Origin of the sequence: Promicromonospora sp. CA-289599 (assembly GCF_050936155.1) — a bacterium.
Lineage (GTDB): Bacteria > Actinomycetota > Actinomycetes > Actinomycetales > Cellulomonadaceae > Promicromonospora.
In genome coordinates, this window is the sequence record NZ_JBNJNI010000001.1 from 6,047,897 (window position 1) to 6,068,137 (window position 20,241).

The window sequence follows — 20,241 nt, forward strand, 5'->3', positions numbered from 1 at the left end:
CGCGTGTCGCATTTGGCAACTGAATTGTTTCTTCGGGAGCGACGACATACTCTCGGCCTCGTGACGACGGAGCAGATCGAGCGCGGAGCACGCGCGCGGACCCGGCAGGCGGTGCTGGACGCGGCCGCGTCCGTGTGGGCGCACGACTTCTCCGCGTCTCTGAGCACCATCGCCGAACGCGCCGAGGTCAGCCGCTCGACGCTGCACCGCTACTTCACCGATCGCCAGGCCCTCGTCGACGCCCTGCTCCTCGACTCGCTGGCGCGGCTGGAGGCCCTGGACGACGGCACCGGCGCTCCGGGTTCGGCGAAGGCGATGGACACCCTCGAGCAGTACCTGCGCGCGGGCGTCGCGATGGGTGACCGCGTCATCTTCCTGTTCTCGGACCCGAACAGGTTCGACGGGAACCCGCACTGGGCCGCCGACGAGGGGGACGACGAGATGCGGGCGCTGATGGACAGCGCCCGCACCGAGGGCTCCATCGCCCCCGGGATCCCGACGTCGTGGGCGGTCTCCCTCTACTACGCGGTGCTCTACACCGCCGCCGAGGTCAGCAATCAGGACCTGCCGCGGCACGTCGCCGCCGACCTCGCCGTGCAGTCGTTCCGGCGCAGCGTCGCGCCGTAGTCAGCCCCCCTCAGCCCTCGCGGGTCGCGCCCGGCGCGTCCGACAGCGGAACGGGTGCGGGCCGGTCGCACGTGCTCTCGACGGTCACGGCGGTTCCGCTGCCCGCCGACGCGAGCAGCGACGTCATGATGTCGAGCACGTGGTACGCGAGATCTCCGCCGGCCCGGGCGTCGACGCCCGGCGGTGTGGCCGCAAGGTCGGCGACGCCGTACCCGCGTCCAGCGGAGCGGTACCCCGCGCTGGGCGGCAGGGTCTTCCACTCGCCGTCGAGCTCGTGGAGCTGGACGTCGCCGTCGAACCTGTTGGGGTCCGGAACGATCAGCGACCCGGTCTGGCCGTGGACCTCGATCTCGGAAGCCCGCGTGGCGACCGAGTCGAAGCTCATGACGAGGGTCGACAGCACACCGGACTCGTGCCGGAGCACCCCGGTGACGTGCGTGTCGACGTCGACGGGGACGACGGCGCCCGCGCGTGGCCCGGAACCGATGGTGCGCGTGGCGCGGGTGTGGCTCGCCGCGCCGACGACGGACGCCACCGGGCCGAGCAGCGTGACCAGCGTCGTCACGTAGTACGGCCCCATGTCGAGGAGCGGGCCCCCGCCGGGCTGGTAGTAGAAGTCGGGGTTCGGGTGCCAGCGCTCGTGGCCGGGCGTCATCATCGTCGCGGTCGCGGCGACCGGCTCGCCGATCGCGCCGCCGTCGATGGCCGCCCGCGCCGTCTGCACGCCGGTGCCGAGCACGGTGTCCGGCGCGCAGCCCACCCGCACCCCTGCCGCCCGGCCCGTCTCGACGACGACGCGCGCGTCCTCCAGCGTGGCCGCCAGCGGCTTCTCGCCGTACACGTCCTTGCCCGCGGCGATCGCCTTGAGCGCGATCTCGGCATGCGCGGCGGGGATCGTGAGGTTCAGGACGAGGTCGACCTCGGGGTCGGAGACCAGCTCGTCGACCGTCAGCGCCCGCGCGCCCTGCTCCGCGGCGACCGTCTCCGCGCGGTCCGCGTCGAGGTCGGCGACCGCGACGACCCGCACGGCCGCGAGCCGCGCGAACGCGGACAGGTACTGGCCGGAGATCGCGCCGAGGCCGACGATCCCCACTCTCAACGGCTGGCCCACAGGATGCCCCTCTCGATGATGGTGCGGACGTTCGGGTCGCTGACCGTGGCGAGGTCGTGGCCGGGCGTGGAGACGAAGACGCGGCCGCTGCCCCACCGGCGGGTCCAGACGGCCGGGCTCGTGACCGGCCGGTGCCAGGCGTCGAAGTCGCGCGCGGCGACGGTGGTGGTCGCGAGGACGTCGTTGTAGTCGTCGGACAGCACCCAGTACTGCTCCGTCGTGAGCTCGAAGCTGGAGATCCCCGCGACGATCGGGTGGTCGGCCCGTTCCGGCACGATGTCGATCGTGTGCCGCAGGAAGTTGTCGGCGGCCTCGCCGGCGAGCTCCTCCGGGGGAGCCTTCGGCGGGTGCGTGGCGAACTGCCCGCCGATCAGCTGGAGGTAGTCGGAGCTGCTCCGGTAGGAGTCGGCGATCCCGCCGTGCCACCCCGCCAGCCCCGTGCCGTTCCGCACGGCCGTGATCAGGCCGCGCAGCTCGTCCCCCTCGATGGTGTTCATCGTGTTGGTCTGGACGACGACGTCGACGCCCGCCAGGTAGTCGGCGTCGGTGTAGACCGCCGTCGTCTCCTCGATCCGCACGTCGTACCCCTGCTCCTTGAGGAACGGGACGAACGAGTCGGTCGTCTCGACGGGCTGGTGCCCGTCCCATCCCCCGCGCACGATCAGGGCGCGCTTCGTCGAAGTATTCATGTACAGCTCACTCCCAATAGTTGCGCAACATTGAGCCCCAGCGAAGTGCCATATTTCTTCGCACCCCTTTGATACAGCACCCGCCGAGCCGGATCAAGAGGCAGAATATTGCGCAACTTTTGGGGCGCAGCTAAGGTCGCCCGCATGCAGAAGTCACGCCGGACGACGCTCGCGGACGTGGCGGAGGCCGCCGGCACGACGGTGCCAACGGTGTCGAAGGTGCTGAGCGGCCGGTCCGACGTCTCCGCGGAGACCCGCACGCGGGTCATGAGCATCGTCGCGGAGCTCGGGTACCGCGGTCGGTCCGGCCGGGACGCGGCGACGCGCGGGGCGCAGTCCCCGTTCGTCGACCTCGTGCTCAGCGGCGTCGAGGGCACCTGGGCCAACCGCGCGCTGAGCGGCGTCGAGCACGCGGCCGAGGAGGCGGGGGTCGACGTCGTGGTCTCCGTGGCCCGGCCGCCGGACGACGCCTGGCTCACGCGCCTCCTGGCCCGGCGGCTACGGGGCGCGGTGCTGGCCCTCGTCGACACCACCGGTGAACAGCTCGCGACGCTCGCCGCGGCACGGGTGCCGATAGTCCTGCTCGACCCCGTCTCGCAGCCACCCAGCACCGTCGCGAGCGTCGGCGCCGCCAACTGGGCAGGGGGCCGCGCCGCCGCGGAGCACCTGCTCTCGCTCGGCCACCGGCACTTCGCCGTGCTGGCCGGACGGCGCACGCACCTCTACAGCCAGGCCCGCATCGACGGCTTCCGCTCGGCGGTGACCCAGGCCGGCCACGAGCTGCCCGACGAGCGCATCGCGCACACCGACTGGCAGCGGGCGAGCTCCGCCGAGCAGGCGACGCAGCTGCTACGGGGCACCCCCGGACCGACTGCCGTCTTCGCCTGCTCCGACACCATGGCACTCGGGGTGTACGACGCCGCGGCGGCCCTGGGGCTGCGCATCCCCGAGGACGTCAGCGTCGTGGGTTTCGACGACTCCCCCGAGGCGCAGTGGGTGACTCCCGCGCTCACGACCGTGCACCAGCCCATCGCGGAGATGGGCTCGGCCGCGCTCCGGATGCTGCTGCGTATCAGCGCCGAGCCGCCGCACGTCGAACCGTCGCAGGTCGCGCCGCGCGAGGAGCTGGCCACGCGGCTCGTCGTCCGTGGGTCCACCGCCGCGCCGCGCACGGCCACCGCTTGAGCGTCAGCGCTCGGTGACCGGCGCGAGCCGGACCAGCGGGTCGGGGCTGTGCACGCCACGCGGGCGGTAGCCGAGGTCGTCCGCGAGGCCGAGGTAGTCGGCCAGCAGCCAGACGATGCTCAGCCACATCTCGGTGCCCTGGAGCCCGGCCACCGCGTCGGCGCCGTCGCTCGCGGGAGCGAAGGCGAACCCCGCGCCGTCGACCCAGCTGCGCAGCGCCCGCCGCAGCTGTCCGCGCGCCCACGCCTCGCCCTCGGCGCGGCGGTGCCCGGTCTGCTTGGCCGCGAGCCAGAGCGGGTGGACGACGTCGAGCACGTTGCAGGCGGTGTGCCCCTCGGGCGTCGCCAGGTAGGGGTCGGCCGCGTGCTCCAGCACCGTGTCGATCGCGGCCTCCGGGTAGGGCAGCGGCAACCCGAGCTGCGCGTACGAGCCGCGGGTCAGCCGGTAGAACCCGTTCACCGCCTGCAGCCAGCGCGGCGCGGACTGAGGTGCGCCCCACATGCCGGTCTCCGGGTCCGCGGAGGCGGACAGCCAGCCCATGAGCCCGTGGAGCGGGCCGACGCCGCCGTCGGCGAGCTCCGCGGAGAAGTCCGCGATGTTGAGGGCGCAGGCCGTGGCGAGCGCGTCGACGGCGGCGCCGCTCCCCCATGCCTGCGCGCCCCAGTCGCGCGCCTCGAGCGAGGTGACGACGTCGCGGTCGCTCAGCGTGTGCACCGCGCGGATCGGGTGCGGCAGCCGCCCGCCGAGGAGCCGGACCGCGTAGCCGACGCTGAGGACGTGGTAGCTCGCGGGGCCGTCCATGGGGTCCAGGGGCTCGCCGGACGCCGGCAGCTGCGCCGGACCGGACAGGCATCCGTCGGACAGGTCGCCCGCCGGGATGAGCCCGGTCGCCGGATCCTGCCGGGCCGTGAGGCGACGGACCAGGTCCGCGGCGGAGAAGCCCGGCGGCGGCGCGTCGAGCAGCAGGTCCGCGATCTCGACGGCGTCGGCCCATGGCCGGACGGCGGGCTCGAGCGCTCCCGCGAGCGCCGCGGGCCGGTCGACGAACCGGCCGTCCTCGAAGCAGCGGGCGAGCACGTCGCCGGCCTGTTCACGGGCCCGCCCCCCGAAGGCCCGGAGCTCCGCGGCGAGGTCCGGGGCCAAGTCACCGCGCGTGCTGTCCGTCCGGCGGTCGCGCAGGACGCGCGCCGGGTTGCCCGCGACGACCGCCCAGTCGGGCACGTCCTTGGTGACGACGGAGCCGGCGCCGATGATGACGTGGTCACCGACCGTGACGCCGTCGAGGATCGTGGCGTTCGAGCCGATCCAGACGTCGTCGCCGAGCGTGATGCCCTTGCTCCAGGTGCCCTGCTGGTGGATCGGCCGGTCGGTGGACATGCTGTGGTTGAACCCGAGGATCGACGTGTGCGCGCCGATCCTGACGCCGTCGCCCATCCGGATCTCGCCGCGAACGACCGCGTAGGGGTTGATCGAGCAGTCGGCGCCGATGGTCAGGTCGCCCGTGACGTAGGCGAGCGCCGCGATGTACGTGCGGTCGCCCACCGTGAGGTGGTCGCAGAAGACCGCCGCGTTCGGCGCGACGAAGACGCCGGTGCCGAGGCGCGCCCCGGCGTCGACCAGCTCGCTCTGGCGAGCGGCCTGTACGGCACCCTCCGGCGATGTGGGGTCGTACTCCCAGGGATGGAAGTCGATTCGTCGGACGCCCTCGGCCATGGAGTGATGCACGTCCGCAACCCTAACCTCAGGCCGCGGGGGCCTCCCGGCTCTCCTCGGCGGCGGTCAGGAACTTCAGGAGAGCGCGCTCGTCGGCGTCCATCCAGCGTGACGCGCGCGACGCGTTCGCGCCCGACCGCTCGATCAGCTCGTCGAGCTCCGCGCGGTCGTCACCGAGGATCGCGGGGTGGACGTAGCTCTTGCGGCACACCGCAGGGGTGTTGTGCAGGTGGGCGGCGGCGATCCGGACGGCCTCGGCGCGCTGCGCGTCGTGCTCGCGCCGGGTCGCCGGTTCGAGGTGACGCAGGTGGCCGAGGGCGACGGCGCTCGCGCCCCAGGTCCGGAAGGTCTTGGCCGTGTAGTCGGCGGAGGTCACCTGGCCGAGGTACTCGTTGACGTCGCGTGACCCGATGCTCCGCACCTCGTCGCCGTCCACGTACTGCAGCAGCCGCTGACCGGGCAGCTCCCGGCAGCGGCGCACGATGTTCGCCACCCGCCGGTCGTGGACCACGACGTCGTGCGGTGTGCCCGACTTGCCGCGGAAGCGGAACCGCACCTCCGCGCCCTCGACGGTGGCGTGCCGGTCGCGCAGCGTCGTCAGCCCGAACGACTCGCCGGACCGCACGTACTCGTCGTTGCCGACCCGGATCAGCGTCTCGTCCAGCAGCCGGACGACGGTGGCGACCACCCGGTCCGCGCCGAGGCGCGGTGAGCGCATGTCGGCGTCCACGCGCTTGCGCAGCGCCGGCAGCGTGGCGCCGAACTCCGCCAGCTCGTGGAACTTGGCGGCGTCGCGGTGCTCGCGCCACCGGCGGTGATAGAGGTACTGCTTGCGGTTCTTGGCGTCACGCCCGGTGGCCTGGACGTGGCCGGACGGGTCGAGGCAGATCCAGACGTCGCTCCACGCGGGTGGGATGACGAGGGCGCGGATCCGCGCGAGCGTCTCGGGGTCGGTGACCCTGGCGCCGTCGTCGTCCACGTACGAGAACCCCTTGCCGCGCCGACGTCGTCGGATGCCGCCGTCGGCGTCGCAGCTGTGGGTGAGCAGGTCCCCGATGTCGCCCATCACCGCTCCCTCCGCGTGCCCTCCTCATATTGACACGAGGTGCGATCCCGGGAGGGACGTGAATCAGCTCCCGAACATCGCGATCAACCCGGCCCGCCAGCACGTGACGACCACCACGCACCCCGGGCGGGACAACGGGGGCACGAGCAAGCCGTATGTTTCGCGGACGCGGCTCTCTCCCCGGCTTGTTCGGCGGACCGTACGTACCGGACGGCCCCGGGGTGGAGCGGCTGTCGGCCGTCGTGATCACGAGTGGGGAGCGCACCGAGGTGCTGCGTGATGACACCGCCGACGCCGCGGCCGTGACTTGCCCAGCTCTGCGGGCACTCGTCATCCGACCCGGTCCGCTTTCCTGGCACGACTCGGCCCACGAGGTATGGCGGGGCCACCGCCAGGACGATGAGCGCCCCGGTGACCGCTAGTGCTACCAAGTCCATTCACCACGGTCGCTCACGGGCGCAGTGACGAACAATGGGGTCTGTCCCTCATCTTTTGCGCGTGGTGACCTGGGAGGGTGGTTTGCATGTTCCACTTGTCGATGCCGTTGTTCTGGCGTGTCTGCCTGATCAACGGTGCGGTGTTTCTGCTGGGGACGCTTGCTCTCGCTCTCTCGCCGGCCACGGTGTCGGCGCAGCCGTTGTTGTCCGAGCTTGTCGTGCTCCTGCTCGGACTGACCGTGATCGTGCTGGTCAATGGTGCACTGCTGCGGGCGGTGCTGCGTCCGCTGGACCGGTTGACCGCCGTGACGGCACGGATCGACCTGCGGTATCCCGGCCTGCGCCTGGACGAGGCGGGCTCTGGCCCGGCGCGTGGGTTGGTGCGCGGGTTCAACGCGATGCTGGAGCGACTCGAGGTGGAACGCTCGACGAGTACCGCCCGTGCCCTGCAGGCGCAGGAAGCAGAACGGCAGCGCATCGCCCAAGAGCTCCACGACGAGGTGGGGCAGAGTCTGACGGCGGTTCTGCTCGGGCTCCGGTATGTCATGGACACCGCACCTGAGCCGGTGCGCATCGAGCTCGACGGGCTGCGGGACACGACTCGCACAAGCCTGGAGGAGGTCCGCCGGATCGCCCAGCGACTGCGGCCCGGCGATCTGACGGACCTGGGGCTGATCAGCGCCCTGGCCGGTCTCGCCCGCGACACGTCGGCACGCCACGGACCACATGTCCGACGACGGTTGCCTCCCGCGGTCCCGGACCTGCCTGCCGAGACCGAGCTCGTGATCTATCGCGTCGCGCAGGAGGCCCTGACCAACGTGGTCCGCCACGCACGGGCCACGACCGTCGACCTCGACCTCACGCTGTCGGACGGCGGCCTCGTCCTGCAGGTCACGGACGACGGTGCCGGCATCCCTGACGGTGCGATGGGCGCCGGGATCCAGGGCATGCTGGAACGCGCCCAGATGATCGGCGGCGATCTGGACGTGCGCCCCCGCACAGATGGTCGTGGAGCTCGTGGACCCAGCTGCGGCACCGAGGTGCTGCTCCGGTTGCCACTGCCTGCACCCGACACGGGGAGGGCCGATCCATGACGGTGCGGATCTTGTTGGCCGACGACCACACCCTGGTGCGCAGCGGCGTGCGCCGGATCCTGGAGTCCGAACCCGATCTCCAGGTCGTGGCCGAGGCAGCAGACGGGGTTGAGGCGGTCGAGCTGTCGCGCTCGATCCATCCCGATCTTGCCGTGCTCGACGTGTCGATGCCCCGGCTGACCGGCCTGCAGGCGGTCCGGGAGATCTCCCAGCGGGCCCCCGAGGTACGGACGCTGATCCTGTCCATGCACGACAACGAGCAGTACTTCTTCGCCGCGCTCAAGGCGGGTGCCAGCGGGTACGTACTGAAATCTGCCGCGGACGAGGACCTGGTAGCGGCCTGCCACGCTGCCATGCGCGGCGAGCCGTTCCTCTACGCCGGGGTCGCCGGCACCCTCGTGCGCGACTTCCTCGAACGGACGCGCCGCGGGGACCGCATGCCCCGTGCCGTGCTCACCCCGCGCGAGGAGGAGGTGATCAAGCTCATCGCCGAGGGTCACACCTCCATGCAGATCGCCGCCGAGCTCGTGATCAGCCACAAGACCGTGGAACGGCATCGCTCCAACATCCTGGCCAAGCTCGGGATGCGGGACCGGACCGAGATGACCCGGTACGCGATCCGAGCGGGACTCGTCGAGCCGTGACGTCACCGCCGTCCAGCAGCACCTGAAATCCTGAAAGGGGCGTGATCGTTCGATGACCGGACAGGAATTCGGGATGCTCGCAGCGATCCTTGCGGTTGCGGCCGTCACCGGGCTGGTCGCCAACCGGCTGCGTCAACCATTGATCGTCGCCTTCATCGGCGTGGGGGTCCTGGTCGGGCCGATCGGCACCGGGTGGGCGAGCGGCATCGGCGAGATCGAGCTCCTGGCGCACCTCGGCATCACGATCTTGCTGTTCCTGGTCGGCCTGCGGCTCGACCTTCACCTCATCCGAACGACCGGTCCGGTCGCACTCGCCACCGGCCTGGGCCAGGTCGCGTTCACCGCCGCGATCGGCTACGGCATCGCACTGGCGCTCGGCATGGACAACGTCACCGCCATCTACGTGGCCGTTGCGCTGACGTTCTCCTCGACGATCATCATCGTCAAGCTGCTGTCGGACAAGCGAGAGATCGACGAGCTGCACGGGCGTATCGCCGTCGGCTTCCTCATCGTGCAGGACCTTGTCGTGGTCGTCGTCATGATCGCGCTGACCGCCTTCGGGCAGGAGACCAGCGACCACGTCGCACTCGACATCGTCTTCGTGATCGGCAAGGGCATCGCACTCCTGGCCGGGGTCGCTCTGGCCATGCGCTACGTGATACCTCGGCTGCTGCCCCTCGCGGCCCGCTCCCAGGAGCTGCTCGTGCTCTTCGCCGTTGCCTGGGCTGTCTCGATCGCCGCAATCAGTGCCTGGCTCGGGTTCAGCACCGAGGTCGGCGCGTTCCTCGCGGGCATGTCGCTGGCTTCGACACCGTTCCGCGAGGCAATCGGCGCCAGGCTGGTGAGTCTGCGCGACTTCTTGCTGTTGTTCTTCTTCCTCGCGCTGGGTGCGCAGCTGGAGTTCGCGGACGCCACCCGGCAGCTGGGCGAAGCGGCAGTGTTCTCAGCCTTCGTCCTCATCGGCAACCCGCTGATCGTGCTGATCATCATGGGGCTGATGAGGTATCCGGTGCGGGTGTCGTTCAAGGCCGGACTTACCGTCGCCCAGATCAGCGAGTTCTCGCTCATCCTTGCCGCCCTCGGGCTGAGTCTCGGCCACATCACGTCCGGCACCGTCAGCCTCATCACCGTCGTCGGGCTGATCACGATCGGCGCTTCGACCTACATGATCCTGTACTCCCAGCCGCTGTTCGAGAAGCTCAGACCGTTCCTGGGAGTCTTCCAGCGCCGCGATGCCCGCCAGCACGCCATTCCCAACGGGACCTCCGAGGCCGACGTCCTGATCTATGGCCTGGGCCGGCTCGGCAGCCAGGTCGTGGACCGTCTCACCAGGGCAGGCAAGTCCGTCGTCGCGGTCGACTTCGACCCCGACATCGTCAATGCCTGGAACCGTCAGGGGATCACCGCAGTCTTCGGCAGCGCCGAGGACATCGATCTTCTTGAGTCCCTCCCGCTTGCCCAGGCACGCTGGGTGGTCAGCACGATCCCGTCCGCGGAGGTCAATCTCGCCCTGCTGCACGCACTGCGCTATCACGGCTACCAAGGGCGCATCGCCCTGACCGCGCTCTCGGCGCGCGACGCGCAGCGTCTGAGGCAGACCGACGCCGACATCGTGGTCGAACCGTACTCTTCGGCGACCAACGCGGTGCTCGACCACATCGCCGACCACGCCGGGGAAGGCAGCACCGGAGACCTGGACCGCGCTTGAGCTCTGCCGGTCGGCGCGCCGACACCTGAACTGCGGCGGGGTACGGTCGTGTCCGAGAGCACGACGGAAGGCAACTATGAGCACCGAGACCCCGCGCCACAGCGTCACCGCGACGACCCATATCGCCGAGCCGCCCGAGCGCGTCTGGGCCGAGCTCATGCACCCCGGTGCGCGGTGGATGCTCGGTGCCAACATCGAGACCGACTTCCAGCCGGGCAGCCCCATCACGTTCGAGGGGCACTTCTTCGGCCGCGTGTTCGCCGACAAGGGCACGGTCATCGCCGTCGAACGGCCGCGGCTCCTGCACTTCACGCACTTCGCGCCGCTGAACGGCCTGGACGACGTCCCCGAGAACTACCACGACATCCGCATGGTGCTGGAGCCCGACGACGGCGGCACGCTCGTCACCGTCGTCGAGCAGAACATCGACACCGAACGGCACGCCAAGGCTGCCGAGGGGTACTGGAAGGACGCGCTCGCCACGCTCGCGCACCGTGACGGCGGGACCCGCGCCTCGCACAGCCAGCGAGACGCGGGTACCGCGTGACGTGAACGCCCCTACCGCTGGAGCGTGAGCAGGCCCGGCCGGTACGGGAGCAGGCCGTAGTCCACCCCGTCCGAGCTCGGCGACCGGCCCTGGTACAGCAGCTGCAGGTTGCAGGGATCGACGGTCATGGTCTGGTCCGCGTTGGTGCGCAGGAGCTCACCGTGGCTGATGTCGTTGGTCCAGGTGGCCCCGCTGTTGGCCTTCCCGGCGAACGGGTTGCTCTCCGTGGCGGCCTGCGGGGTCCAGGTACCGGAGAGGCTGGTCGCCGTGAACGAGCGGAAGTACCGCCCGTTGGAGCCGATGGCCTCGACGATCATCAGGTACTTGTTCTGGTCCTTGAGCTTGTAGACCTGAGGGGCCTCGAACAGGTTGTTCGTGGTGTCGCTCATGATGGTCTGGTAGGAGCTGCCGAAGTTCCCCGGGAAGTTCCCGATCGGCATGCTGGCCCGGTAGATCTTCCCGTTGTCACCGGCGAAGAACAGGTACATGTTCGTGCCGTCGCCGATGATCGTCTGGTCGATCGGTCCGGTGTTGGAGCCGGAGATCGACCCGGTGAACAGCGGGCTCGCTGCCGACCAGCCGTTCGGGTTCGTGGGGTCGCTCGAGGTCCGGTACATGAACGGCGACGGACCCCACTGGTAGGTCAGCACCCAGATGTTCCGCGGCGCGAAGTAGAAGAGCGAGGGCGCCACCGTGCCGGAGTTCATGGCGTTCTGCGAGGCGCTCCCCATCTGCGAGTAGTTGGAGAAGAGGCTGAAGTTCATCGAGCCCCAGGACGTGCCGAAGTCGTGCGTCGTCGCGTAGACGAGCTGCTGACCGTTGTACGGGGCCACGGTGAAGTCCTTCAGCGCGACCCAGCCGGACCTCGGGTTCGCCAGGACCCCGGTGGACGACCAGCGGTAGCTGGACGGCAGGTCGCAGGACGTCGACGTGTTGCTGACCAGCGAGGCGTCGTCGATGTAGAGGTTGTCGGTACCGGCCGCCGTCTCCACGTAGAACGTGGCCGACGACAGGGTCCCCGACCAGGACACCGTCGTGGTGCCGGTGAGCTGCGTCCAGCCCGACGAGTTCACGGCCCCCTGCGCCAGGTTGACGTAGCTCGTCGTGCCGCCGGCGGTCAGCGCCAGCGTGATGCGGCCGGTCGGCGTCCCGCTCTGGGAGCGCACCCACGCGCTCGCCGTGTAGCTCGTGTTGTTCGTCAGCGCGGACGTGACGGTCTGCGCTGCGCCGTTCCACGCGGCGGTGCGGCCCGTCCGCAGCAGGGCGCGAGCGCCGCCGTGGACCGGGCTGGTCGTGGACGCCAGTGACCCGGCGCCGAAGACCGACCAGCCGGTCGTGCCGTTCTCCAGGTCGCCGTTCGTGAGCAGGTTGGCGCTCGCGGCGGCGGCCGGGGCGACCTCGGACGGCAACGCTGCCGCCGGGGCCAGCACCAGGGCTGCTGTGAGCGCCAGTGCAAGTCGTGCGATGGACTTCCTCATCCTTCGCTCCTCTTTTGTGAGGGCGCAGTCTGCGACGACCGCGCCTGGGCAGTACCGGTCAGTGACCGGCCGGTGACCGGTCAGTGCAGTGCCCTACCTGCGGCGTGATCAGGACCGCGGCTCATCGGGAGCCGCCTGCGTGGAGCCAATCGTGTGAGCGCTAACATCGTTGTCGCGGGGAGTGCTCTCACGCAGCGGTAGATTGTCGATAACGTTATCGAAGTCCCACCTGGCACACAAGACATATCTCACCCAGAAACGTGTCGTAGGATGCGCACTGCGAGGGGAGTACTTCCCTAACATCGTCCGGTCATTACGGCGCACCATGCGACCTCGGGCGGCGACCTTGCTCGGCAAGGTGAAGGAGACCTCGGAGCCATCTACCACGGAGACTCCTTGCTCGCCTTCACAGGTACCGCTTCTGCTGCCCTGCCCTCTGTCGCCACTCCCACCATGTGGGCCGTGACCATCCTCGCCGTCCTGGCCCTGATCGCCGTGGACTTCCTCATCACCAGGCGCCCGCACGAGGTGTCCATGCGTGAGGCCCTGGGCTGGAGCGCCTTCTACATCGCGCTCCCCCTCGCCTTCGGCGGCTGGATCTGGGCCACGTTCGGCTCCGACATCGGCGTCCAGTACCTCACGGGGTACCTCGTCGAGAAGTCGTTGTCGGTCGACAACCTGTTCGTGTTCATGCTCCTGCTCACCGCCTTCGCCGTACCGGCCGCGCTGCAGCAGCGCGTCCTCCTGCTCGGCATCGTCGGGGCCCTCGTGCTCCGCGGGGTGTTCATCGCGCTCGGCGCGGCGGTCCTGGCCAACCTCAGCTGGGCGTTCCTGCTCTTCGGTGCGATCCTCCTCGCGACGGCGGTCAAGATCCTCGTCGACCAGCTCCGCGGCAGCTCCCACCACGTCGAGGTCTCCGAGCTGCGTTCGGTCCGGCTGATCCGCCGCTTCATGCCCGTCACCGACGACTACCGGGGTTCCCGCCTCTCGGTCCGCGAGGGCGGCAAGCGCATGCTCACCCCGCTGGCGGTGGTGGTGGTCGCGGTCTTCGCCGCCGACGTCGTCTTCGCGGTGGACTCGGTCCCCGCCGTCTACGGCATCACGAGCGACCCGTACCTCGTGTTCGCTACGAACGCGTTCGCCCTGCTCGGCCTGCGCGCACTGTACTTCGTGCTCCAGGGTGCCCTGAGCAAGCTCGTCCACCTCGGGTACGGGCTCGCGACGATCCTCGCGTTCATCGGCGTGAAGCTCGTCCTGCACTGGGCCCACGGCATCTGGGCGGGCGTCCCGGAGATCCCCACGCTCGCCTCGCTCGGCGTCATCATCGGCGTCCTCGCCGTGGTGACCGCCACCAGCCTGTACGCCACGCGCGGCTCGAAGAGCTCGGAGCAGCCCGAGCGCGTCGCCACGGCCGAGACGGAACCCCGGTGAGCCGACGGGCCGCCCGGTAACCCGGGCGGCCCGTGAAAAAAAAGGCCACTCAGGCCCACGAATCGCTACAAATCCGCTTTGATGGGTGGACACCACCGATTCGACGCCAAGGAGACCTACCCGATGAGCCAGGTAGCCCAGGTCGGCACCGTCTACCAGACCAGCCAGGAGCTTCTCGCGGCCGACCTGCCGCACCTCAGCGTCGCGCTGGACGCCAGCGGGTACGCGGTCCAGCGCGACGTGGACGGCAACTGGTACAGCGTGTCCTCCGTCGGGCCGACGGACCTCGCGGAGATCTACACCGTCATCCATCTCCCCGCACGACCGCTCCCCACGAGCTACGGGTCGGTGGTCATCACGGACAACGGCACACCGTTCATGCGCCGCTGGGACGCCGCGACCGACGACCGGTTCGGCAACGAGCACTGGATAGGGCCCGACGGCGCCACGGTGAACGGCGAGCACCTGCGCCGCCTCGGCATCGCACGGGCGTGGGACGCGGGTACGGGCACGGGTTCGAGCTCGATTCCGGGGAACGGCGTCCCGACCGGCTCGGGCACGCGTACCCGCTCCCGCGCGACCCACCACTCCCCCGCCCGCTGACCAGTCCGTCAGGTTGGCTTCGGGTGGTCGGCCATGAGCTCGTGCGTGAGCTGGTCCACGAGCTGCGCGACCTCCGGCTCGTCGCCGTCGGGCCACTCGGCGACGTAGCGCCGCAACCGCTCGCGCTCCGCCTCCCGGATGGTCTCGGCGACGGTGTCCGCGGCGGGCAGCGCCCGGACCGTGTCGCCGTCGACCTCGACCAGGCCGCGAGCGGCGAGCGCGTCCGCGACGTCCCGCACCACCTGCTCGGAGGCCGAGGCACGCTCGGCCATGAGCCGCACGGACCGTGTGCGCTTGAGGGAGACGCGCGTGACCATCCACGCCTCCGCCGGGGACAGGCCCACCTCCTGCGCCGTCATCTCGTAGACCCGCAACGGGTCGCGTCTGCCCACGCGGCGCCACAGGATCATGCGCAGCTCCTCGAGCGACGTGCGGGACGACGGGAGCGCGAAGGACGCGCCCGCCGCGTGCCCCGCACCACCGTCGCCGCCCCTGGTCGCGGTGCGTAGCTCGACCTCGGGCAGCAGCCAGGTCAGGGCGAACGCCAGCAGTGCCACCGGCACCGCCCCCAGGAAGACGACGTGCAGGGCTCCGGAGTAGGCGTCGAGGAACCAGGCCTGCACCTCGGGCGCACACCGCGCGAGGGTCTGGGTGGACGCCGCGAGCGCCTCCGGCCCGCAGGCGCCCTGGGCGGTGCCGGGGACGTCGTCGGACAGCTCGGCGGTGAGGCGGCCCGAGAAGACGGTGCCGAAGACCGCCACGCCGATCGACGCGCCGATGGTGCGGAAGTAGGTGGTGCCGGACGTGGCGGTACCGAGGTCGCGGTAGCCGACGTCGTTCTGCACGGCGATGACGAGCACCTGGGTGACCATGCCGAGGCCGGCGCCGAACACGAACATGCTCAGCCCGGCCTGGAGGGTGGTGGTGTCCTGGCCCATGAGCGAGAGCAGGTAGAGGCCGACGGCGGTGATGGCCGTGCCGAGGACCGGGTAGATCTTGTAGCGCCCGGTGCGGCTGATGAGCTGGCCTGAGCCGATGGACGTGATGAGCAGGCCGAGCATCATCGGCGTCATCTCGAGGCCGGACTCGGTGGGCGTCGAGCCCTTGACGGTCTGCAGGTACAGCGGCAGGTAGGTGATCGCGCCGAACATCGCGAAGCCGACAGCGAACCCGATGACCGCCGCGACGGAGAAGACCCGGCTGCGGAACAGGTGCAGCGGCAGCACGGGTTCGGGGGCGCGCCGCTCGACCGCGATGAACGCGACGAGGGAGCCGACGGCGAGCGCCGCCATGGCGTACACAGGTGCGGAACTCCACGCCCAGGTGGTGCCGCCAAGGCTGGTGACGAGCACTATCGCCGTCGAGAGGGTGGCCAGCAGGATGATGCCCGCGTAGTCGATGCGTGGCCTGGCTCCCGCGGCGATGCGCGGCAGGACGGACGCGACGACGATCAGCGCGAGGGCTCCGACGGGGATGTTGATGTAGAAGACCCAGCGCCAGTCGAGGTTGTCGACGAAGAACCCGCCGAGCAGCGGTCCGGCGACCGACGAGACGCCGAAGACGGCGCCGAACAGGCCCTGGTACCTGCCGCGTTCCCGCGGCGGTACGACGTCGCCGATGATCGCCTGGGACAGCACCATGAGCCCGCCGCCGCCGGCGCCCTGGACCGCGCGCCAGGCGATGAGCTGACCCATCGTCTGGGACGTGCCGGCCAGGACGGAGCCGGCGAGGAAGATGACTATGCAGGCGATGAAGAGGGTCTTGCGCCCGAAGAGGTCGCCGAGCTTGCCCCAGAGCACGGTGGTCGCGGTGCTCGCCAGCATGTAGGCGGTCACGACCCAGGACAGGTGCTCCGCGCCGCCGAGGTCGGAGACGATGGTGGGCAGCGCGGTGGCGACGATGGTCTGGTCGAGGGCGGCGAGCAGCATCGCGAGCATGAGCCCGCCGAAGATCGCCCAGACCCTGGTCCGGGGCAGCACCTGCGGTCCGGCCTCCGCGCTCGGTGTGGTCATGCGGCGCCTCCCAGCGTCCTGGCGGACGGCGAGGTCCGCGCCCGCCACACACACTGGCACGGCCCGTTCGGGTCGGCGCGGGGAGCGGCGGTGTCGCAGCACCTCGGCCCGCGTGTACGCAATTTCCCTGACCGTCGGGGGCTGGTTCCCTCTGCGAGCGCGCACCTATGCTGGCCGCGCGTGGTTGAAACGTTGCAATGGAGCTCTCTTCTCAACCGGCCGGTCGACGACGACCGGTTACGCCTGGAGGCGTCATGACCCTGGACCGCAGACTGTTCCTCAAGACCGCCGGCGTCGCCTCGACCGCCGTCGCGCTGCCCGTGGGCGTCCCCGCCGTCGCGGCGTCCGCGACCAGCGAGCCGCGGCACGGCGGCAGCGCCGTGCGACTGGCCGACCTGCTCGTCGAGAAGAAGACGAGCCCGCTCGGGATCGACGTCGACCGCCCCCGGTTCTCGTGGACCGTCGGGTCGGCCCGGCGCGGCGTCGAGCAGACGTCCTACCGGCTGCGGGTCAGCACCCGCGGGCCGCGTGCCCGCGTGGTGTGGGACAGCGGCATCGTGCCGTCCCAGGAGTCGGCGAACGTCGAGTACGCGGGCCCGGCGCTGCGCGCCGCCACCGACTACGACTGGCGGGTGGACGTGGCGACCACGCACGGGAGCAGCACCACGACGTCGGGCTTCCGCACCGGCCTGTACGCCGAGAGCGACTGGGCCGGTGCGGCCTGGATCGGCAACGAGCGCCGCCCGGACCAGGTCACCGACCTGACCTTCGCCGGCGCCTCCTGGATCTGGCTGGCGGAGGGCGAGCTGCCCGACCAGGATCGTGGATTCCGCATCACGCAGACCGGACCCGACGGCGCGTCCGCGACGAGGGCCGAGATCCTGATCACCGCCGACGACTCCTTCACGCTCTGGGTGGACGGCGTCGAGCTGGGCGCCACCGAGCCCGCCGAGAACGGCTGGCAGGCCTCCCGATTCCACGAGGCCGACCTCTCCGGCACCCCGGGCAGCACCGTCGTCGCGGTGCGCGGCACGAACGACGGGGTCAGCCCCGGGGCGGTGCTCGCCGTCGTCCGCCTGACCTGGTCCGACGGCACGACGACCACCCGCACGACCGGGAGCGGCTGGAAGGCGGCGACACAGTTCCCGGCGGACTTCGCGCGGCCCGACCTCGACGACTCCGGCTGGGAGCCGGCCGCCGAGATCGCGGCCTACGGTTCGGGGCCGTGGGGCAGCGGGGTGCGGCTGCCGACCCGGGACCCGTTGCCGGCGCCGCTGCTGCGCAAGATGCTGGAGGTGGGGCCGCGCCTCGAGCGCGCAACGCTCTACCTGGCGGCGGGCGGGTACGCGAACGTGTCGCTGAACGGCAGGCCGGCCGACGACCAGGTGCTCGCGCCGGGCTTCACCGACTACGACGACACGGTCCAGTACACCGCCGTCGACCTCACGCGGAGCCTGCGGCGGGGCCGCAACGCGCTGGGTATCGAGCTGGGACGCGGCTTCTACGGCATGACCGGCGGCAACGTGTGGCGGTGGGAGGCGCCGCCGTGGCACGACGAGCCGGTGGTGCGTGCGGTGCTGCACCTGGAGTACGCCGGGGGCGCCGTCGAGCGCGTGGTCACCGACGCGACCTGGCGGATCCACGACGGGCCCACGGTGTTCGACGACCTCTACGGCGGCGAGGCCTACGACGCACGCCGGGCCCTGCCCGGCTGGGACAGCGCAGGGTTCGACGACGGCGGGTGGGCGCCCGCCTCCGTGGCTCCCGGCCCGCGGGGTGTGCTGGTCAACCAGCGCCAGCAGCCGATCGAGGTCATCGAGTCACTGCCCGCCGTCGAGGTCACCAAGCCGGAGCCGGGCGTGTACGTCGTGAAGTTCCCCCGGGTGATCGCGGGCTGGGTGGCGTACACCGTGACCGGGCCCGCCGGGACGACGGTCCGCGCCGCCCACGGCGAGAAGCTGACCGACTCCGGGCGCGTCAACCTGAGCAACAACGGCGGGTTCCAGGCCGGGTTCCAGACCGACCGCTTCACCTTGGCCGGCACCGGCCGGCCCGAGACGTGGGAGCCCCGGTTCTCCTACAAGGGCTTCCAGTACCTCGAGGTCACCGGCTGGCCGCAGGACGGGCCCCCTCCCCTGGCGGCCTTCACCGCGAAGGTCGTGCACACGGCCGCCGCCGAGACCGGGATGTTCGAGAGCTCCAGCGAGATCATGAACCGGACCCACCGCGCCGTCGTCGACACGCTCAAGAACAACATCCACGGCATCCCGACGGACACGCCGATGTTCGAGAAGAACGGCTGGACCGGCGACGCCGCCGTCGGCGCCGAGATGTTCCTGACGAACCTCGACGTGCACGAGCTGTTCGCCAAGTGGCTGCGCGACGTGCACGAGACGCGCGACGCCCAGGGCCGGCCGCTCGTCATCGCGCCCAGCTCCGGGAGCTGGGGCGAGTGGGGCGTGTGCCCGCCGTGGCACGCGGCCTACGTGATGATCCCCTGGTGGCTCTACCAGTACGGCGGCGACAAGCGGGTCCTGGCCGAGTGCTACGACGGCATGAAGCGGTACGTCGACCTCGAGCTCGACCGGTCCCAGGGCGGCATCGTCCCCGACGCGCGGCTCGGCGACTGGGTCAGCCCCGAGGCGAGCCCCGCGGGCGGCAACGCGCCCGAGGACCTGCGGGTCTCGGCCACGGCCTTCCTCTACTCCATGACCGTGTTCATGCGGCGCAGCGCCGGGTTCCTGGGCAAGGCGGCCGACGTCGAGCACTTCGCCCGGAACGCGGCGACGATCCGGGCCGCGTTCAACGACGCCTTCCTCGACGCCACCGCGGGGCGGTACCGCGGGACCGGGGACCGTGGCTACCGGCAGACGCACAACGTGCTCGCCGTGGCCTTCGGCCTCGTGCCCGACGCCGCCACGACGCAGCGCGTGGTGGACGGCATCGTGGCCGATGTGCGTGCCAAGGGCACCAAGCTCAACACGGGTGTGCTCGGCACCAAGTGGCTGCTGCCGGCGCTGACCCAGCACGGGTACGCCGACGTCGCCTACGAGCTCGCCGTGCAGACCGGCTACCCGAGCTGGGGCTACATGATCGAGAACGGCGCGACCTCGATGTGGGAGCACTGGTCGCTGGAGGCGCGCTCCTACGGGCACTACTTCCTCGGCACCGTCGACGACTGGTTCTACCAGCACGTCGCCGGCATCCAGGCGTCACCCGAGACCGGCTACCGGGACATCACGATCGCGCCCGCGGTCACCGAGCACCTGGAGTCGGCGCGGGCCGGCATCCGGACGCCGTACGGCACGGTCTCCAGCGAGTGGCGCCGTACGGGCGGCAGCCTCACGCTGGGCGTGACGGTCCCTGTCGGGTCGACGGCGACCGTTCGGGTCCCCGCGCGTGATCCCGAGGCCGTCACCGAGCGGGGACGCCGGCTGTCGCTCGCAGGGACGCCTCCGGAGGGCATCGCGGCCGTGTCCGTCGAGGACGGCGCGGTGGTGGTGCGGGTCGGGTCCGGGTGGTACGCCTTCGTCGCGTAGCCGGCCCGCGCGACGACAAGCACGGGGCGAGGCCGCGCGTCGCGGCCTCGCCCCGTAGAACCACTACCTGTCGAAGGCGTCTATCTGTCGAGTGCGTCCTTCGCGTCCTGCGCGGCGTCCTTGATGTTCTCCCCCGCGTCCTTCAGGTCGGCCTTGGCCTGGTCGGCCCGGCCCTCGGCAACGAGCTCCTCGTTGTCGGTGGCGTCCCCGACGGTCTCCTTCGCCTTGCCCGTGGCCTTCTCGGCTGCGTTCTGGACCTTGTCTCCGGCGCTCATCAGCTCACCCTTCTCTCGGTCCCTCAAGGCTCACCCGGACCCGTCCCACTCGCACGCGGCGACGTCGCCCGGCCGGAAGCCG

At 70.9% G+C, this 20,241-nt stretch carries 16 protein-coding genes; 9 read left to right on the forward strand and 7 right to left on the reverse strand.

Annotation, left to right across the window (positions count from 1 at the left end):
- Nucleotides 1-60 precede the first annotated feature (60 nt).
- Complete coding sequence (locus tag ACQEVI_RS26960; protein WP_432905434.1) at nucleotides 61-627, forward strand: TetR/AcrR family transcriptional regulator; 567 nt, start codon at nucleotides 61-63, stop codon at nucleotides 625-627.
- A gap of 10 nt (nucleotides 628-637) precedes the next feature.
- Here the strand turns inward: ACQEVI_RS26960 and ACQEVI_RS26965 are convergent, their stop codons facing one another.
- Together ACQEVI_RS26965 and ACQEVI_RS26970 are read right to left on the reverse strand one after the other, a co-directional pair.
- Nucleotides 638-1,738, reverse strand: coding sequence for a Gfo/Idh/MocA family protein (locus ACQEVI_RS26965; protein ID WP_432905437.1), 1,101 nt, complete (start codon nucleotides 1,736-1,738; stop codon nucleotides 638-640).
- Complete coding sequence (locus tag ACQEVI_RS26970) at nucleotides 1,723-2,427, reverse strand: ThuA domain-containing protein (protein ID WP_432905440.1); 705 nt, start codon at nucleotides 2,425-2,427, stop codon at nucleotides 1,723-1,725. The genes ACQEVI_RS26965 and ACQEVI_RS26970 overlap by 16 nt, the downstream gene beginning before the upstream one ends.
- 144 nt (nucleotides 2,428-2,571) lie before the next feature.
- Here ACQEVI_RS26970 and ACQEVI_RS26975 point away from each other — a divergent pair, with 144 nt between their 5' ends.
- Entirely contained in the window at nucleotides 2,572-3,612 is a 1,041-nt protein-coding gene (locus ACQEVI_RS26975) for a LacI family DNA-binding transcriptional regulator (protein ID WP_432905442.1), read from the forward strand.
- Nucleotides 3,613-3,615: 3 nt separating this feature from the next.
- Here ACQEVI_RS26975 and ACQEVI_RS26980 read toward each other — a convergent pair whose 3' ends face one another.
- Nucleotides 3,616-5,337: an acyltransferase gene (locus ACQEVI_RS26980; protein WP_432905445.1), complete on the reverse strand. Its 1,722-nt coding sequence runs from the start codon at nucleotides 5,335-5,337 to the stop codon at nucleotides 3,616-3,618.
- A 16-nt stretch (nucleotides 5,338-5,353) separates the two neighbouring features.
- Entirely contained in the window at nucleotides 5,354-6,391 is a 1,038-nt protein-coding gene (locus ACQEVI_RS26985) for a DNA topoisomerase IB (RefSeq protein ID WP_432905447.1), read from the reverse strand.
- 523 nt (nucleotides 6,392-6,914) lie between these two features.
- Between ACQEVI_RS26985 and ACQEVI_RS26990 the strand changes: the two genes are divergently transcribed.
- The 4 genes from ACQEVI_RS26990 (at nucleotide 6,915) to ACQEVI_RS27005 (ending at nucleotide 10,821) form a co-directional block, all read left to right on the forward strand.
- Nucleotides 6,915-7,922, forward strand: a complete 1,008-nt coding sequence (locus ACQEVI_RS26990) for a HAMP domain-containing sensor histidine kinase (RefSeq protein ID WP_432905450.1) — start codon at nucleotides 6,915-6,917, stop codon at nucleotides 7,920-7,922.
- A complete protein-coding gene (locus ACQEVI_RS26995) occupies nucleotides 7,919-8,566 on the forward strand; it encodes a response regulator (protein WP_432905453.1) in 648 nt (215 codons plus the stop codon). The genes ACQEVI_RS26990 and ACQEVI_RS26995 overlap by 4 nt, the downstream gene beginning before the upstream one ends.
- Before the next feature lie 52 nt (nucleotides 8,567-8,618).
- Nucleotides 8,619-10,274, forward strand: a complete 1,656-nt coding sequence (locus ACQEVI_RS27000; RefSeq protein WP_432905456.1) for a cation:proton antiporter — start codon at nucleotides 8,619-8,621, stop codon at nucleotides 10,272-10,274.
- 76 nt (nucleotides 10,275-10,350) lie between these two features.
- Nucleotides 10,351-10,821 carry an SRPBCC family protein gene (locus ACQEVI_RS27005; protein ID WP_432905459.1) on the forward strand — a complete coding sequence of 157 codons (471 nt, stop codon included), beginning with the start codon at nucleotides 10,351-10,353 and terminating at the stop codon, nucleotides 10,819-10,821.
- Nucleotides 10,822-10,832: 11 nt separating this feature from the next.
- Here the strand turns inward: ACQEVI_RS27005 and ACQEVI_RS27010 are convergent, their stop codons facing one another.
- Entirely contained in the window at nucleotides 10,833-12,299 is a 1,467-nt protein-coding gene (locus ACQEVI_RS27010) for a non-reducing end alpha-L-arabinofuranosidase family hydrolase (protein WP_432905462.1), read from the reverse strand.
- Nucleotides 12,300-12,752: 453 nt separating this feature from the next.
- On the opposite strand from ACQEVI_RS27010, the gene ACQEVI_RS27015 reads away from it, so the two are divergent.
- Nucleotides 12,753-13,730, forward strand: coding sequence for a TerC/Alx family metal homeostasis membrane protein (locus tag ACQEVI_RS27015; protein WP_432906149.1), 978 nt, complete (start codon nucleotides 12,753-12,755; stop codon nucleotides 13,728-13,730).
- A gap of 123 nt (nucleotides 13,731-13,853) precedes the next feature.
- Nucleotides 13,854-14,333, forward strand: coding sequence for a hypothetical protein (locus tag ACQEVI_RS27020; RefSeq protein ID WP_432905465.1), 480 nt, complete (start codon nucleotides 13,854-13,856; stop codon nucleotides 14,331-14,333).
- An 8-nt stretch (nucleotides 14,334-14,341) separates the two neighbouring features.
- On the opposite strand, the gene ACQEVI_RS27025 is transcribed toward ACQEVI_RS27020, so the two are convergent.
- Nucleotides 14,342-16,510 (reverse strand): MDR family MFS transporter, encoded by a 2,169-nt coding sequence (locus ACQEVI_RS27025; protein ID WP_432905468.1) that lies wholly within the window; start codon nucleotides 16,508-16,510, stop codon nucleotides 14,342-14,344.
- A gap of 89 nt (nucleotides 16,511-16,599) precedes the next feature.
- Between ACQEVI_RS27025 and ACQEVI_RS27030 the strand changes: the two genes are divergently transcribed.
- Nucleotides 16,600-19,884 carry a family 78 glycoside hydrolase catalytic domain gene (locus ACQEVI_RS27030; RefSeq protein WP_432905470.1) on the forward strand — a complete coding sequence of 1,095 codons (3,285 nt, stop codon included), beginning with the start codon at nucleotides 16,600-16,602 and terminating at the stop codon, nucleotides 19,882-19,884.
- An 80-nt stretch (nucleotides 19,885-19,964) separates the two neighbouring features.
- Here ACQEVI_RS27030 and ACQEVI_RS27035 read toward each other — a convergent pair whose 3' ends face one another.
- Nucleotides 19,965-20,159 carry a CsbD family protein gene (locus ACQEVI_RS27035; protein WP_432905473.1) on the reverse strand — a complete coding sequence of 65 codons (195 nt, stop codon included), beginning with the start codon at nucleotides 20,157-20,159 and terminating at the stop codon, nucleotides 19,965-19,967.
- Between the last annotated feature and the right edge of the window lie 82 nt (nucleotides 20,160-20,241).